General features: G+C 68.8%; 15 protein-coding genes. 6 read left to right on the top strand and 9 right to left on the bottom strand.

Translation table 11 applies throughout. From position 1 onward, the window contains the following. The first annotated feature begins 77 nt into the window (after positions 1–77). The 5 genes from ACIQ7D_RS07810 to trxA all read left to right on the top strand — a co-directional run bounded on the left by ACIQ7D_RS07810 (position 78) and on the right by trxA (position 4,990). The gene (locus ACIQ7D_RS07810; RefSeq protein WP_403934778.1) at positions 78–1,793 is read left to right on the top strand and encodes a protein kinase family protein; all 1,716 of its coding nucleotides are present in this window, start codon (positions 78–80) and stop codon (positions 1,791–1,793) included. 26 nt (positions 1,794–1,819) lie between these two features. Continuing rightward, a complete protein-coding gene (gene sigM / locus ACIQ7D_RS07805) occupies positions 1,820–2,524 on the top strand; it encodes an RNA polymerase sigma factor SigM (RefSeq protein ID WP_403934775.1) in 705 nt (234 codons plus the stop codon). Beyond that, a complete protein-coding gene (locus ACIQ7D_RS07800; protein WP_403934772.1) occupies positions 2,521–3,525 on the top strand; it encodes a hypothetical protein in 1,005 nt (334 codons plus the stop codon). The genes sigM and ACIQ7D_RS07800 overlap by 4 nt, the downstream gene beginning before the upstream one ends. A 119-nt stretch (positions 3,526–3,644) precedes the next feature. Continuing rightward, positions 3,645–4,616, top strand: coding sequence for a thioredoxin-disulfide reductase (trxB, locus tag ACIQ7D_RS07795; protein WP_403934769.1), 972 nt, complete (start codon positions 3,645–3,647; stop codon positions 4,614–4,616). Between the two features lie 44 nt (positions 4,617–4,660). Then, positions 4,661–4,990 carry a thioredoxin gene (gene trxA, locus ACIQ7D_RS07790; RefSeq protein WP_385004364.1) on the top strand — a complete coding sequence of 110 codons (330 nt, stop codon included), beginning with the start codon at positions 4,661–4,663 and terminating at the stop codon, positions 4,988–4,990. A gap of 100 nt (positions 4,991–5,090) precedes the next feature. On the opposite strand, the gene ACIQ7D_RS07785 is transcribed toward trxA, so the two are convergent. The 9 genes from ACIQ7D_RS07785 to rpmH form a co-directional block, all read right to left on the bottom strand. Further along, on the bottom strand, positions 5,091–5,708 hold the full coding sequence (locus ACIQ7D_RS07785) for a GNAT family N-acetyltransferase (RefSeq protein WP_403934765.1): 618 nt from the start codon (positions 5,706–5,708) through the stop codon (positions 5,091–5,093). Between the two features lie 302 nt (positions 5,709–6,010). Then, on the bottom strand, positions 6,011–7,108 hold the full coding sequence (locus ACIQ7D_RS07780) for a ParB/RepB/Spo0J family partition protein (protein ID WP_403934763.1): 1,098 nt from the start codon (positions 7,106–7,108) through the stop codon (positions 6,011–6,013). After that, entirely contained in the window at positions 7,105–8,181 is a 1,077-nt protein-coding gene (locus ACIQ7D_RS07775; protein ID WP_403934761.1) for a ParA family protein, read from the bottom strand. Before ACIQ7D_RS07775 ends, ACIQ7D_RS07780 begins: the two co-directional genes overlap by 4 nt. A 265-nt stretch (positions 8,182–8,446) precedes the next feature. Next, complete coding sequence (gene rsmG / locus ACIQ7D_RS07770) at positions 8,447–9,163, bottom strand: 16S rRNA (guanine(527)-N(7))-methyltransferase RsmG (protein WP_384995605.1); 717 nt, start codon at positions 9,161–9,163, stop codon at positions 8,447–8,449. A gap of 104 nt (positions 9,164–9,267) precedes the next feature. Further along, entirely contained in the window at positions 9,268–9,780 is a 513-nt protein-coding gene (locus tag ACIQ7D_RS07765) for a protein jag (RefSeq protein WP_403934757.1), read from the bottom strand. Positions 9,781–9,801: 21 nt separating this feature from the next. Beyond that, positions 9,802–11,082: a membrane protein insertase YidC gene (yidC, locus tag ACIQ7D_RS07760; protein ID WP_403934754.1), complete on the bottom strand. Its 1,281-nt coding sequence runs from the start codon at positions 11,080–11,082 to the stop codon at positions 9,802–9,804. A gap of 3 nt (positions 11,083–11,085) precedes the next feature. Further along, positions 11,086–11,445: a membrane protein insertion efficiency factor YidD gene (gene yidD / locus ACIQ7D_RS07755; protein WP_329822809.1), complete on the bottom strand. Its 360-nt coding sequence runs from the start codon at positions 11,443–11,445 to the stop codon at positions 11,086–11,088. Continuing rightward, positions 11,442–11,813 carry a ribonuclease P protein component gene (gene rnpA, locus ACIQ7D_RS07750; RefSeq protein WP_382890305.1) on the bottom strand — a complete coding sequence of 124 codons (372 nt, stop codon included), beginning with the start codon at positions 11,811–11,813 and terminating at the stop codon, positions 11,442–11,444. Before rnpA ends, yidD begins: the two co-directional genes overlap by 4 nt. Before the next feature lie 26 nt (positions 11,814–11,839). Next, complete coding sequence (gene rpmH, locus ACIQ7D_RS07745; protein WP_003975051.1) at positions 11,840–11,977, bottom strand: 50S ribosomal protein L34; 138 nt, start codon at positions 11,975–11,977, stop codon at positions 11,840–11,842. 396 nt (positions 11,978–12,373) lie between these two features. On the opposite strand from rpmH, the gene dnaA reads away from it, so the two are divergent. Next, on the top strand, positions 12,374–14,161 hold the full coding sequence (gene dnaA / locus ACIQ7D_RS07740; RefSeq protein ID WP_403934750.1) for a chromosomal replication initiator protein DnaA: 1,788 nt from the start codon (positions 12,374–12,376) through the stop codon (positions 14,159–14,161). Positions 14,162–14,792 lie beyond the last annotated feature (631 nt).

The following is a 14,792-nucleotide window of genomic DNA, read 5'->3' as shown; positions in this document are numbered from 1 at the left end:
GTGCATAGCGTCCGACTGTGGGCACAATTGGCTTGGCTGTTGGACAGGGCGCAATGGATGGGGAGGCAGGAGCGACGGTGGCGGAACGTAGCACGGCTGCCGTCGACGTGGCCGGCGACAACGGCGATGAGCCGTTGACCGCCAAGGCGGACAAGGCCACGGCCGACGGGTTGGCGAAGGCCCCGGACACGGCGGAGCGGTCCGCCGCCGACGCGGGCAGTGAGCGGCAGGACACCGAGCCGGGCAGCGCGGCGCCCGAACTCCACAGCGGCCACAGACTCGCCGGACGCTACCGCCTGGAGGAGTGCGTCACCCGTCTGGACGGTTTCAGCAGTTGGCGTGCCGTCGACGAGAAACTGCGCCGTGCCGTGGGCGTGCACCTCCTGCCCGCCGACCACGCGCGGGCCCGTTCCGTACTGGCGGCGGCGCGCTCCGCCGCACTGCTCGGCGACCCCCGCTTCGTCCAGGTCCTGGACGCCGTCGAGGAGGACGACCTCGTCTACGTCGTCCACGAATGGCTGCCGGACGCCGTCGAGCTGACCGCGCTGCTCGCCGCGGGCCCTCTGGAGGCCCATGAGGCGTACCAGCTCGTCAGCCAGGTCTCCCAGGCGATGGCCGCCGCGCACCGCGAGGGGCTGGCCCATCTGCGGCTGACGCCCGGCGCCGTCCTGCGGACCTCGACCGGGCAGTACCGGATCCGGGGCCTGGCCGTGAACGCCGCTCTGCGCGGTATCCGCGCCGACCGGCCCCAGCGCACCGACACCGAGGCGATCGGCGCGCTCCTGTACGCGGCGCTCACGCAGCGCTGGCCGTACGAGAGCGACGCCCACGGCCTCTCCGGCCTCCCCAAGGGGGTCGGACTGATCGCCCCCGATCAGGTACGCGCCGGCGTCCACCGCGGTCTCTCGGAGCTCACGATGCGGGCCCTGGTCAACGACGGGGCCACCGCCTCCCGGCAGGAGCCGCCGTGCACCACGCCGGACGAGCTGTCCGCGGCGGTCGCGGAGATGCCCCGTATCCGGCCGCCGGAGCCCACGTTCGCGGCCCCGCCGGAGTACCAGCGCACCACCTACCAGCAGGGCACCTACGGGCGTACCCAGGCAGGTGCCGGGGTGACTTCCCCGACGCCGGTACTGGCGCCGCCGCCCCCGCTCCAGAGCCGTACCGGCAAGGCCCTCAAGTGGACCGTCGCCGCGCTCCTCATCGCCGCTCTGGGCCTGGGGAGCTGGCAGGTCGCCGATCAGCTCCTCGACAAGGACCGTGGCACACCCGACACCACGCCGACGCAGAGCAGCACAGGGGGCAGTGACAAAGCCGTGAAACCCGCCAAGCCGCTCAAGATCGACGACGCGACGGAGTTCATGCCCGAGGGGTCCGGGATAAGGCCGGAGCTGGTGGCGAACGCCACCGACGGCGCCAGCGGCACGGCCTGGATCACCAAGCAGTACTGGAACTTCCCCAATTTCGGTAACCTCCCCGGCCACACGCAGGGCAGCGGCATCGTCGTCGACCTCGGCAGTGTGAAGGACGTGTCCGGTCTCGACATCCGTATGTACCGCTCCGGCCAGAAGGCCGAAGTGCTGGCCGCCGACGCGGACGCGTCGGACCCGACATCGCTCTCGGACTTCTCCCAGCGGCTCACCAAGCTGGAGACAGTGGGAAGCACGGTGAAGGCCACCCTCGACAAGCCTGTCCGGACCCGGTACGTATTGATCCACATCACCGAGCTGCCGCAGGACGGATCCGCCACCCGCTTCCGCGGGGGCATCTCGGAGATCCAGATCACCGGTTGACCGGAGACAGGGGAGGGGGCCCACCGTTGGACGACGCCGCACTGGGCGACTTGAGCGACCAGGACCTGCTGAGCGCTCATGTCACGGGCCACCCTCGGGCCTTCGGCGAGCTGGTACGGCGCCACCGCGACCGGCTCTGGGCCGTTGCCCTGCGTACCCTCGGGGACCGGGAGGAGGCGGCCGACGCCGTACAGGACGCCCTTGTCTCCGCCTTCCGGGCCGCGCACACCTTCCGGGGGCAGTCCGCAGTCACCACCTGGCTGCACCGCATCACCGTCAACGCCTGTCTCGACCGGGCCCGCAAGGCGGCCTCACGCCGTACCTCCCCCGTGGACGACACCGAGCGGCTGGAGCAGCTTCTCGAACCCCATGAGTCGGCCGAGGCGCCCGCCGAGCGCCAGGACCTCCACCGGGAGCTGCTGGCGGCACTGGCCACGCTCCCCGCCGATCAGCGGGCCGCCCTGATCCTCGTCGACATGCAGGGGTACCCCGTGGCGGAGGCCGCCGCCGTACTCGGGGTGCCCGTCGGTACCGTGAAGAGCCGCTGTGCGCGCGGCCGGGCCAGACTTCTCCCTCTGCTCACCCATCTACGCGGGGGCACCAGGGATAACAGCGGTTCCGAGCGGGGAAGGAACCGGACGCCGCGGGCAACCGTCCCACCGGCATCGGGGCCAAAGGATTCAGGGTCGAGCGATCCTGCTGGAGTGAAGGGCGGAGGTGGGCGCGCATGACATCTACGACCGACACCGCTCAACATCCGGATGTCTCGGAGATCTCCGACCATGCCGAGGGTCTGCTGTCACCGGCCCGCAGCGCCGATCTCCGGCACCATCTCGACGAGTGCGTGCTCTGCTCCGATGTCCACGACTCCCTCGAAGAGATCAGGGGCCTGCTGGGCACCCTGCCGGGGCCGCCGAGGATGCCCGACGATGTCGCGGGCCGTATCGACGCCGCGCTCGCCGCAGAAGCGCTTCTCGACGCGACCACACCGGATGAGTCCACCGCGCCCGACGAGTCCACCGCATCCCCTGTCCCCGCGTCGGCGGCCGAGTCCGCGGAATCCGATGTTTCACGTGAAACATCGCCCCCGCCCGAGCCACGGACCCCGGGTGCCGCACCGGTGTCAGCGCCGGAGACGGTACGGGCCGACCGCCCCGCCGGACGGCCGAAGGCGGCCACCGGGCCCGGCCGTGGTGGGCGGTCCCGCCTGCGCCGACGCCGTACCGCTGTCCTGGGTGCCGTCTTCGGAACGGCCTTCGTGGGCATCGGTGTGCTGCTGCTCCCGTCGCTCCACTCCTCGGACTCCGGCGAAGGCGAAGCCTCCAAGGCGGTCAGCTCCGCCGCGAGCGACGGCGAGCTGTTCTCGGACGCACGGCTTCAGGACCGTGTGGACACCCTGCTGGCCTCCGGCGCCGATGCCGGGACCGGAAGCGAGACCAAGGCAGGCCGGCCGCGCTCCATGGAGGGCGACCGGGGAGGAGCCTCGAACTCTCCCCTCCTCACGCCCGCGCCCGTCGTCCCGGCCTGTATCCAGCGGGGGATCGGCAGCAGCCTGTCGGCGCTGGCCGCAGAGCGGGGCACGTATCAGGGAAGCGACGCCTATCTTGTCGTCCTGCCGCACTCCGATGACAGCACCCGGGTCCAGGCCTATGTGGTCGATGCGACCTGCGTGAAGAGCGCTCCCTCATCCGACGGGACCGTCCTGCTGACGCACTCCTACCTCCGCCGCTGACGCGCCTCGCGCCGAGCCGGGAGACCCCGGGAATGCCGGACCCGTAGGATCCGTTGGATGGGGTGAAAGTCGTTGATCCGGCCCCAGTAGTGCAGTCTGCAGAGACGAGGAAGAAACCCGTGAGCGACGTCCGTAATGTGATCATCATCGGCTCCGGGCCCGCCGGCTATACGGCCGCGCTGTACACCGCGCGCGCATCGCTGAAGCCGCTGGTCTTCGAGGGCGCCGTCACCGCCGGTGGTGCGCTGATGAACACCACCGATGTGGAGAACTTCCCGGGCTTCCGCGACGGCATCATGGGCCCGGACCTCATGGACAACATGCGGGCCCAGGCCGAACGCTTCGGCGCCGAGCTGGTTCCGGACGATGTCATCTCGGTCGACCTCACCAGTGACATCAAGACGGTCACCGACACCGCGGGCACCGTGCACCGCGCCAAGGCCGTGATCGTCACGACGGGCTCCCAGCACCGCAAGCTCGGCCTGGCCAACGAGGACGCTCTCTCCGGGCGTGGTGTCTCTTGGTGCGCCACCTGTGACGGCTTCTTCTTCAAGGACCAGGACATCGCCGTGATCGGCGGCGGGGACACCGCGATGGAGGAAGCCACCTTCCTCTCGCGGTTCGCCAAGTCCGTCACGATCGTCCACCGCCGGGACACCCTGCGTGCTTCCAAGGCCATGCAGGAGCGTGCCTTCGCCGACCCGAAGATCAAGTTCGCCTGGGACAGCGAGGTCGCCGAGATCCACGGCGAGCAGAAGCTCTCCGGGCTGACCCTGCGCAACACGAAGACCGGCGAGACCTCGCCGCTCGCGGTGACCGGGCTGTTCATCGCGGTGGGCCACGACCCGCGGACCGAGCTGTTCAAGGGCCAGCTCGACCTGGACGGAGAGGGCTACCTGACCGTGGCCGCCCCGTCGACGCGGACCAACCTCGCGGGCGTCTTCGGCGCCGGCGATGTGGTGGACCACACCTACCGCCAGGCGATCACCGCCGCGGGCACCGGCTGTTCCGCAGCCCTCGACGCCGAGCGTTTCCTCGCCGCGTTGAGCGACAGCGAGAACGCCGAGCCGGAGAAGACACCCGCAGTCTGACCAGCACTCCTCATCCCCACCACTCAACCCGTAAGGAGGCCGCCGTGGCCGGCGACCTGAAGCATGTGACCGACGGTTCATTCGACGAGGACGTCCTCAAGAGCGGTAAGCCCGTACTGGTGGACTTCTGGGCCGCCTGGTGCGGACCGTGCCGCCAGATCGCCCCCTCGCTGGAGGCCATCGCCGCCGAGCACGGCGACAAGATCGAGATCGTCAAGCTCAACATCGACGAGAACCCGGCCACCGCCGCGAAGTACGGGGTCATGTCCATCCCGACCCTGAACGTCTACCAGGGCGGAGAGGTCGTCAAGACGATCGTCGGCGCCAAGTCCAAGGCCGCACTCGTCCGCGACCTCGACGACTACATCGGCTGACACCACCACGGGCGTCGGCAGACGCACGATGTTTCACGTGAAACGGGTCCGCCCCCATCCGGGGCGGACCCGTTCTCCGTTCGGTTCGCCACTGCCCGCCTCAGAGCGGTCGCAGCGCCGGTTCCTTCTTCACCGCACCCAGGAGCCGGTCGAGCGCCAGCTCCACGTCTTCCTTCCACGAGAGCGTGGTGCGCAGCTCCAGCCGCAGCCGTGGATACCGCATGTGCGGGCGGACCGTCTTGAAGCCCACCGCGGTGAGATGGTCGGCGGGCAGCACACAGGCCGGCTCCTTCCAGCGGCTGTCACCGAACGCCTCGATGGCCTTGAAGTCCCGCCGCAGCAGATCCTTCGCCACGGTCTGCACCATCACCCGTCCGAGCCCCTGGCCCTGATACCCGGGCATCACCCAGGCCGTCATCAACTGGACGGCGTCCGGCGAGACCGGGCTCGTGGGGAAGGCCAGGGAGCGGGGCACATAGGCCGGGGGCGCGTACAGGACGAAGCCGACCGGCAGATCATCGATGAAGACGATGCGCCCGCAGGATCCCCACTCCAGCAGGACGGCCGAGATCCACGCCTCTTTCTCCGCCCCCGCCCGGCCCGCTCCTACCGCGGCTTCACCGCTGACCGGATCAAGTTCCCAGAAGACACACGTACGGCAGCGATGGGGGAGGTCCGAAAGGTTGTCCAGCGTGATCGGTACGAGCCGACGCCCCATGGAGGCTTTTCCTCACTTCTTTCCCCTGCCGCGCCCTGAGCGCCCGTCAGCGCGCCCCGTTCCCGGAGCAGACCACCGACAAAGCCACCGAGCACGCCGAGTCCCAGTCCGGCCGACACCAGTTGGCCGCGGCTCACCGATCGCATGGTCCTCGTTCTCCCTCTGCGGTGGATCAAGGTGGATGCGCCCTACCAGAACGCATCGTATCCACCCAGAGATGCCCCGGACACCGCAGGATCGCAAAGGGCGGGCCGTGTCCGGTCACTCCGGAACACGGCCCGCCCCAGGGGTGCGGTGGAGCCTCAGCTCTCCTCTTCGTCCCCGGGGTCCTCGGCGAGTCCTTGGTCCAGGACGCGCCCCTCACCGGGGGCGAGGGTGCCGAGGATCCGGTCCAGATCGTCTATCGAGGCGAACTCGACGACGATCTTTCCCTTCTTCTGTCCGAGGTCGACCTTCACCCGGGTCTCGAAGCGGTCGGAGAGCCGCGACGCCAGATCGCTCAGCGCCGGCGACAGCCGGGCTCCGGCCCGCGGGCCCTTCGACTTGGGCGCGGTCTGCGGACGCGACCCCATCAGGGTCACGATCTCCTCGACCGCCCGTACGGAGAGACCTTCGGCCACGATGCGGTGTGCCAGCCTGTCCTGCTCCTCGGAGTCGTCCACCGACAGCAGCGCCCTGGCATGACCGGCGGAGAGCACTCCGGCCGCGACCCGGCGCTGCACCGGAGGGGAGAGACGCAGCAGCCGCAGGGTGTTGGAGACCTGCGGACGCGAACGCCCGATCCGGTCGGCGAGCTGGTCGTGCGTGCAGTTGAAGTCCTTGAGCAACTGGTCGTAGGCCGCAGCCTCCTCCAGCGGGTTCAACTGAGCGCGGTGCAGGTTCTCCAGCAGTGCGTCCAGGAGCAGCTTCTCGTCGTCCGTGGCGCGGACGATCGCGGGGATGCGCTCCAGGCCTGCCTCCCGGCAGGCCCTCCAGCGCCGCTCGCCCATGATCAGCTCATAGCGCTCCGACCCCACCTGTCGTACGACGACGGGCTGGAGAAGCCCCACCTCCTTGATGGAGGTGACCAGCTCGGCGAGCGCGTCCTCGTCGAAGACCTCACGAGGCTGCCGGGGGTTCGGCGTGATCGAGTCGATCGGCAGCTCGGCGAAGTGGGCTCCGGCCACGGCCTGCTCGGGTGCCGCCGTGCGCTCCGGTACGACGGCCTCCGCCTCCGGGGAGACGGTGGCCGTCGGCAGCGACGTCACCTTCGCGGCGGCGACCCCCCGCTCCGCCGTCAGTACCGGGGCGCCGCCCGGAGAGGCCGTGGCCGCCCCGGGGGCGGCAACCGGCTGCTCCTGCGGAGCGGCAGGGATCAGTGCACCGAGCCCACGCCCCAATCCTCTACGTCGCTCGCTCACTGGATCCCCTCCGACATGCTCTGCTGGCTGTTCTGGATACCCACATGGGTTTGCTGGGCGTCATAGTGGACCCCCACCCCCCGCAGGGCGATCTCACGGGCGGCTTCGAGGTACGAGAGGGATCCGCTGGAACCCGGATCATAAGTCAGCACCGTCTGTCCGTAGCTCGGCGCCTCCGAGATACGGACGGACCGGGGGATGCTCGTCCGCAGCACCTCGTTGCCGAAGTGGCTCCGCACCTCGTCCGCCACCTGTGAGGCGAGCCGTGTCCGGCCGTCGTACATGGTGAGCAGAATCGTCGAGACATGCAGCGTGGGGTTGAGATGCCCCCGTACCAGATCGACGTTCCGCAGCAACTGGCCCAGTCCTTCCAGTGCGTAGTACTCGCACTGGATGGGGATCAGGACCTCCGCGCCCGCGACCATCGCGTTGACAGTCAGCAGGCCGAGCGAGGGCGGGCAGTCGATGAGGATGTAGTCCAGCGGCTGCTCGTATGCCTCGATCGCCCGTTGCAGCCGGCTCTCCCGTGCCACCAGTGACACCAGCTCGATCTCCGCACCGGCGAGATCGATGGTGGCCGGGGCACAGAAGAGACCTTCGACGTCCGGGACCGGCTGGACCACCTCGGAGAGCGGCTTGCTCTCCACCAGGACGTCATAGATCGACGGTACTTCGGCATGGTGGTCGATCCCCAGCGCCGTGGAGGCGTTGCCCTGTGGATCGAGGTCAACCACCAGCACGCGCGCTCCGTGGAGCGCGAGCGACGCGGCGAGGTTGACCGTGGTGGTGGTCTTGCCTACGCCACCCTTCTGGTTGGCGACGACCATGACGCGCGTCTGTTCGGGGCGGGGCAGACCCTCGCCGGCCCGGCCCAGTGCCTCCACCGCCAGTTGGGCAGCACGGCCAATGGGGGTGTCGTCCATCGGGGGCGGTGTTTCACGTGAAACATCCTCCCCCTGCGACTCGGTGCGGGGACCGGGGACCGGATCGGTCATCGGTCCCGCGATGTTGGCGTCGGACCGCAAGGATTCACTCTCCTCGACTTCAGACTCGCAATGAACAGAGCCTGCCATGCTTTCGGGGTCGTGAACCAGCGAGGCCCGTGGATCTGTGGATGAATCCGCGTCTGTGGACAACCCCGCCCCCCGTACGAGGGGTTTTCGGCCGCGCGGTGTGGCAGACGCGCGGCCTCGGGTGATGATGCCCTGCAGCAGTGAGCGACGTTTCACGTGAAACACGATGCACGCGCCGCGGGGCTAGACCATCACGACACTCCGCAATGCATAGGTATGGCAGCTTGTATGGACCATCACTGATAGCCACTGAGGACTGTACGGCTCAACGGCGGCGCCGTGCACGGCCGGCCCGCGCGGCCTTGGCCCGCTTCGTCGCGAACCGCACACCGCCGGGGCTCTCCCCGACCTCCACCCGCACCACCGTGGCGAGCGGATCGACGATGCCCTCCCCGACCTGGAGGACCGAGGTCTCCACCACGCCGAGCTTGCTCAGCGCCGCACGGGCCCCGTTGATCTCCTCCTCGGCCGTGTCGCCCTTGAGGGCCAGCATCTCGCCGTAGGGACGCAGCAGCGGCACCCCCCAGCCCGCCAGCCGGTCCAGCGGCGCCACCGCCCGTGCCGTCACCACATGGACCGGCTGGAGCGTGCCCAGGACCTCCTCGGCCCGGCCGCGTACCACCGTCACATGATCCAGGCCCAGCAGCTCGACCACTTCCTGGAGGAAGTTCGTCCGCCGCAGCAGCGGTTCCAGCAGCGTGATCTTCAGGTCCGGCCGGACCAGCGCCAGCGGGATCCCGGGAAGACCCGCGCCCGAGCCGACGTCGCAGACCATCACACCCTCGGGCACGACCTCGGAGAGCACCGCACAGTTCAACATGTGCCGCTCCCACAGGCGCGGCACCTCGCGGGGGCCGATCAGGCCGCGCTTGACACCCGCGTCCGCCAGCAGCTCCGCGTAGCGGACAGCCTCCGGAAAGAACTCACCGAAAACAGTGCGCGCCTCGTCCGGTGCGGGGGGAAGCTCTGCTGCCTCCGTCACGGGAACCGTCCTTCCATACCGAACCACCCAGCGGTGGCTGACTATCAGGCTGACAAAGATCGGCCCCGCCTGCGCGACAGGCGGGGCCGAAAACGTTGAACCACTCAGGCAGGGAGCACCACGACGAAGCGCTCGGGCTCCTCGCCCTCGGACTCGCTGCGCAGACCGGCGGCGGCGACCGCGTCGTGCACGACCTTCCGCTCGAAGGGCGTCATCGGGCTCAGCTTCACCGGCTCACCGGTGCTCTTCACCTCGTCCGCAGCCTTGGCGCCCAGCTCGGCCAGCTCGGTGCGCTTCTTGGCCCGGAAACCCGCGATGTCCAGCATGAGCCGGCTGCGGTCCCCGGTCTCCCGGTGGACAGCGAGCCGCGTCAGCTCCTGAAGTGCCTCCAGGACCTCACCGTCGCGCCCCACCAGCTTCTGAAGATCCCCACCGGCCGCGTCGCTGATGATCGAGACCGCTGCCCGGTCTGCCTCGACGTCCATGTCGATATCGCCGTCGAGATCGGCGATGTCGAGCAGGCCCTCAAGGTAGTCGGCCGCGATCTCCCCTTCCTGCTCCAGGCGGGTCAGGGTGTCGTTCCCCTCGGGAGCGGCGGAGATGGTGCCTTCCGTCACGGATGGACTCCTTCTTGATTCTTACTTCTTGGTCGGGTGCTTGGGCCGCTGCTGACCCTTGCGCTGCCCGGACTTGGCCTTCTGGCGTGTGGCACCGGCGGCGGGCTTGCCCGACGGCTTCGGCGCGGTGTCCTGCGCCTCGTCCTTCTTCTGCAACGAAGTCTTCGCCTGCGGTTCGTCCGCCTCGGAGTCACCGGACGCCGACTTGTCCGTACCGGCCTGGGACGCGGCGGCCTGCCGCTGCGCCTTGGTCTGGCGCTTGGGCTGCTGGCGCCTGGCCGCGGCACCCGCCTCGGCCTCGGCGGCGGCGGTGTCGCTCTTGATCACCGTGCCGTCGGGCTGCGCGGCCAGACCCGACTTGCCCAGACCCACGACGAACTTGCGCTCGTTGTCGTTACGGTCCGGACCCTTGGCCACGATCGCCTGCACGACGGTGCGCTTGCGACGGGACCGCACCTCGCCATGCGTGGTGATGCTCTTCAGCAGACGCTGCAGGTACTGGTCCTGCGCCTTGCTGCCCGGGGTCGGGTTCTGGTTGATCACGTACATCTGCTGGCCCATGGTCCACACGTTGGTGGTCAGCCAGTAGACGAGCACACCGACGGGGAAGTTCACGCCGGTGACCGCGAAGATCAGGGGGAAGATGTACATCAGCATCTTCTGCTGCTGCATGTACGGCGTCTTGACCGTCAGGTCGACGTTCTTCGTCATGAGCTGGCGCTGCGTGTAGAACTGCGACGCCGACATCAGGACGATCATGATCGCGGTGACGATCCGCACATCGGTCAGCGACGCGTTGAGCGAGGCGACCTTCTCGCTGCTGTCCAGGAACTTGGCGGCCAGCGGGGCGCCGAAGATGTGCGCCTGCCGCGCACTGTCCAGCAGCCCCTGGTTGATCACGCCGATGGTCTTGCCGCTCGCGATGCTGGAGAGCACGTGGTAGAGCGCGAAGAAGAACGGGGACTGCGCCAAGATGGGCAGACACGAGGAGAGCGGGTTCGTACCCGTCTCCTTGTACAGCTTCATCATCTCTTCGGACTGACGCTGTTTGTCGTTCTTGTAGCGCTCCTGGATCGCCTTCATCTTGGGCTGGAGCACCTGCATGTTCCGCGTCGACTTGATCTGCTTCACGAAGAGCGGGATCAGACAGATACGGATCAGTACCACCAGGGACACGATGGACAGTCCCCAGGCCCAGCCCGTGTCGGGGCCGAAAATCATCCCGTACAGCGAGTGGAACTGGACGATGACCCAGGAAACAGGTGTGGTGATAAAACTGAAGAGACTGGCAATCGTGTCCACTAATCAGGCTCCTTGAGCTTTGGGCGAGGTCTCTGCGGCCGGGCTCGGGGTGTCGGGGGCCGATCCCCCGGAAGGCACGCCGGCAGCGGGCCGCCCGCCCTTACCGCCGCGCCACGCGTTGCGCAGCAGTTCATGCCATCGCGGCCGTTTCCGCGGCGGGACATGGTCCACACCGCCCGGCGACCACGGATTGCACCGCAGAATGCGCCAGGCGGTAAGCGCCGTGCCCTTCACCGCGCCATGGCGGTCGATGGCCGTATATCCGTAGTGCGAACACGACGGGTAGTACCGGCAGACAGGCCCGAGGAGCGGGCTGATCGTCCACTGGTACAGCTTGATCAGAGCCAGCAGCGGGTACTTCATCGCGCGCCCCCTCCCAGCAGCCGCCGGAGAGCGGCGTCCAGGTCTCGGGCCAGCAGTGCATGGTCGGCGTCACCTGATCCGGGCAGCGCCCGTACGACAACCAGGCTACCGGGGGGCAGCGCGGACAGTCGGTCGCGTATGAGATGGCGCAGACGCCGCTTCACACGGTTCCGTACGACCGCTCCGCCCACCGCTTTGCTTACGACGAAACCCGCACGCACCGGGGAAGCGCTCTCCCCAGGCGCGTGCGGGTCCGTTGCACCGCTGTTCAGATGGACGACGAGGAGCGGGCGTCCGGCCCGGCGGCCTCGTCGTACCGCGGTCGCGAAGTCCTCGCGCCGCCTCAGCCGATTCTCGGTAGGCAGCACGTCATGACCTGTTTGTCAGCAGGCGATCAGGCGGACAGACGGGCGCGACCCTTGCTACGACGCGTCGCGAGAATCGCGCGGCCGGCACGGGTACGCATCCGCAGCCGGAACCCGTGGGTCTTGGCGCGACGGCGGTTGTTCGGCTGGAAGGTGCGCTTGCTCACTCGGGGGCTCCAGAAAATGATGTGTGGATGGCGGGACATCGCCTGGCTGTCACCGTGCGCCCACGAGAAGCTGAGAAGCTCGCGATCACGCCCGAGTGCACCGCTTCATAACCACAGATCGTGATCTTTGCCCATCGGAGGCAGGCGGCAGCAGCCATCGACAACTCGACCTGGTCACGGTACGCGCGGCTACGCCATCCGGTCAAACCAGCTCGGTGCCGGGCTCCATTGTGCACAGGCTGTGGACAACAACTTGAACCGCGCGGGTCGGCCTGACTACCTTGGCGGAGACCGCCCCCTGTGCGCCGGTCGGTCTTCACCCCGGCGTTTCCCGCCGGCCTTCCCACCCCGTCCCGGGAAGCACACATTCGTGGGACCAGCGAGAGAGCGTGTCTTGTGGCTGATGTACCTGCCGATCTTGCCGCAGTGTGGCCACGAGTGCTGGAGCAACTCCTCAGGGAGGGCCAGCAGGGCGTAGAGCCCAAGGACAAACAGTGGATCGAACGGTGCCAGCCACTGGCCCTGGTCGCCGACACCGCGCTGCTCGCCGTCCCCAACGAGTGGGGCAAGCGCGTCCTCGAAGGGCGCCTCGCCCCCCTCATCAGCGAGACGCTGAGCCATGAGTGCGGCCGGCCCATCCGGATCGCGATCACCGTCGACGACTCGGCGGGCGAACCCACCCCGCCGGCCCCGCCCGTACCCCAGCAGCACCGCTACCAGGGCCCGCTCCACGACGAACCGCGCCAGGACGACGGTTACGACGGCTACGGGCACCGCCCCTCCGACGACGGCATGCCCTCCGTACGCCCCGCCTACCCGGACTATCCGCAGCAGCGCCCCGACCCCGGCGCCTGGCCGCGCACCCAGGAGGACCTGTCCTGGCAGTCCCGCTCCGGCGGTTACCAGGACCGCGACCCGTACGCCACCGCCCGGCCGCAGCACCACGACTACCGGCAGCCGCAGGGCCAGGACCGGTCCCCGTACGAGCGGTCCGCCGACCAGCACGACCACCACGCCCGCCACGACCGGCACGATCTCCAGGAGCCGCCGGCGCCCCGGCACGGCGGCGGGCAGAGCGTGGGCCGCGCGCGGGCCGGAGCGCCGGGGCCGCTGGGCGCCCAGCCCGCCCCCGCGCCGGGCCCCGGCGAGCCGCAGGCCCGGCTCAACCCCAAGTACCTCTTCGACACCTTCGTCATCGGCGCGTCCAACCGCTTCGCGCACGCGGCGGCGGTCGCCGTCGCCGAGGCGCCGGCCAAGGCGTACAACCCGCTCTTCATCTACGGCGAGTCCGGGCTCGGCAAGACCCACCTGCTCCACGCCATCGGGCACTACGCGCGCAGCCTCTACCCCGGTACGCGGGTGCGCTACGTCAGCTCCGAGGAGTTCACGAACGAGTTCATCAACTCGATCCGGGACGGCAAGGGCGACACCTTCCGCAAGCGGTACCGCGATGTCGACATCCTCCTGGTCGACGACATCCAGTTCCTGGCGTCCAAGGAGTCCACGCAGGAGGAGTTCTTCCACACGTTCAACACGCTCCACAACGCCAACAAGCAGATCGTGCTCTCCTCGGACCGGCCCCCCAAGCAACTGATCACGCTGGAGGACCGGCTGCGCAACCGCTTCGAGTGGGGGCTGACCACGGACGTCCAGCCGCCGGAGCTGGAGACCCGTATCGCGATCCTCCGCAAGAAGGCGGTCCAGGAGCAGCTCAACGCGCCGCCCGAGGTGCTGGAGTTCATCGCCTCGCGGATCTCGCGCAACATCCGCGAGCTGGAGGGCGCTCTCATCCGGGTCACGGCGTTCGCCTCGCTCAACCGGCAGCCGGTGGATCTCGGGCTCACCGAGATCGTGCTGAAGGACCTGATCCCCGGCAGCGAGGACGCGGCCCCGGAGATCACCGCGACCAACATCATGGCGGCGACCGCCGACTACTTCGGGCTGTCGGTGGACGACCTCTGCGGCTCCTCGCGGAGCCGGGTGCTGGTGACGGCGCGCCAGATCGCGATGTACCTCTGCCGCGAGCTGACCGATCTCTCGCTGCCGAAGATCGGCGCCCAGTTCGGCGGACGCGACCACACGACGGTCATGCACGCGGACCGGAAGATCCGCGCGCTGATGGCCGAGCGCCGCTCCATCTACAACCAGGTGACCGAACTCACCAACCGCATCAAGAACGGCTGAGAGCGAGAGCGGCCCGAGAGCAGGAGCGGCCTGAAGGCGAGAGCTGTCGAAAGGCGGGAGCCGTCCGACGGCGGCAGCGCGGCCTGACGGCGCTCACGAGGGCGTCCGAGACCCCGTCCGACACGGTCCCGGGCGCCCTTTCGCCGTCCCGGAGGGCGCGCGACGCCCCCTTCGGCGCGTCACCGGCCGTCCTCGCTGTTCGAATACGCGGCGGCGCGGAGGCCTTCTCCACAGATTCGGGCAGAATCTTCCGTCCACAGGCTGGGGACCCAGGAGTTGTCCCGATCGTGTCCACAGGGCAGGCCACCGGCCGGACATCGGTCCAGGTCAAGGGGGTGTGGATTTGTGGTTGACGCCGCTCCACAGCCTGTGGACGGAAAACTCGTCCACAGGGCGTCCGGGATCTTGTCCACCGGCGGCCCACAGGCAGGCCGCCGTCGCCCACAGCTTCTCCACAGCCCTGTCCACTGTTCGGCAACAAAACACCGGGGATCGCTGAGTCGAGTGAAAGGCGTCACACCAAGGAGGTCGGTTGGGCTGTGGGGAACCTGGGTAAAACTGGGGACGCGGCTGGGGAGAAGTCACGGTGTCCTGTGCATGGAGTGTGCAGAACTTTCCGCCGTCCACAGAA

Origin of the sequence: Streptomyces sp. NPDC096310 (assembly GCF_044763125.1) — a bacterium.
Classification (GTDB): Bacteria; Actinomycetota; Actinomycetes; order Streptomycetales; family Streptomycetaceae; genus Streptomyces.
This window is presented reverse-complemented; position numbering and strand designations above follow the sequence as displayed.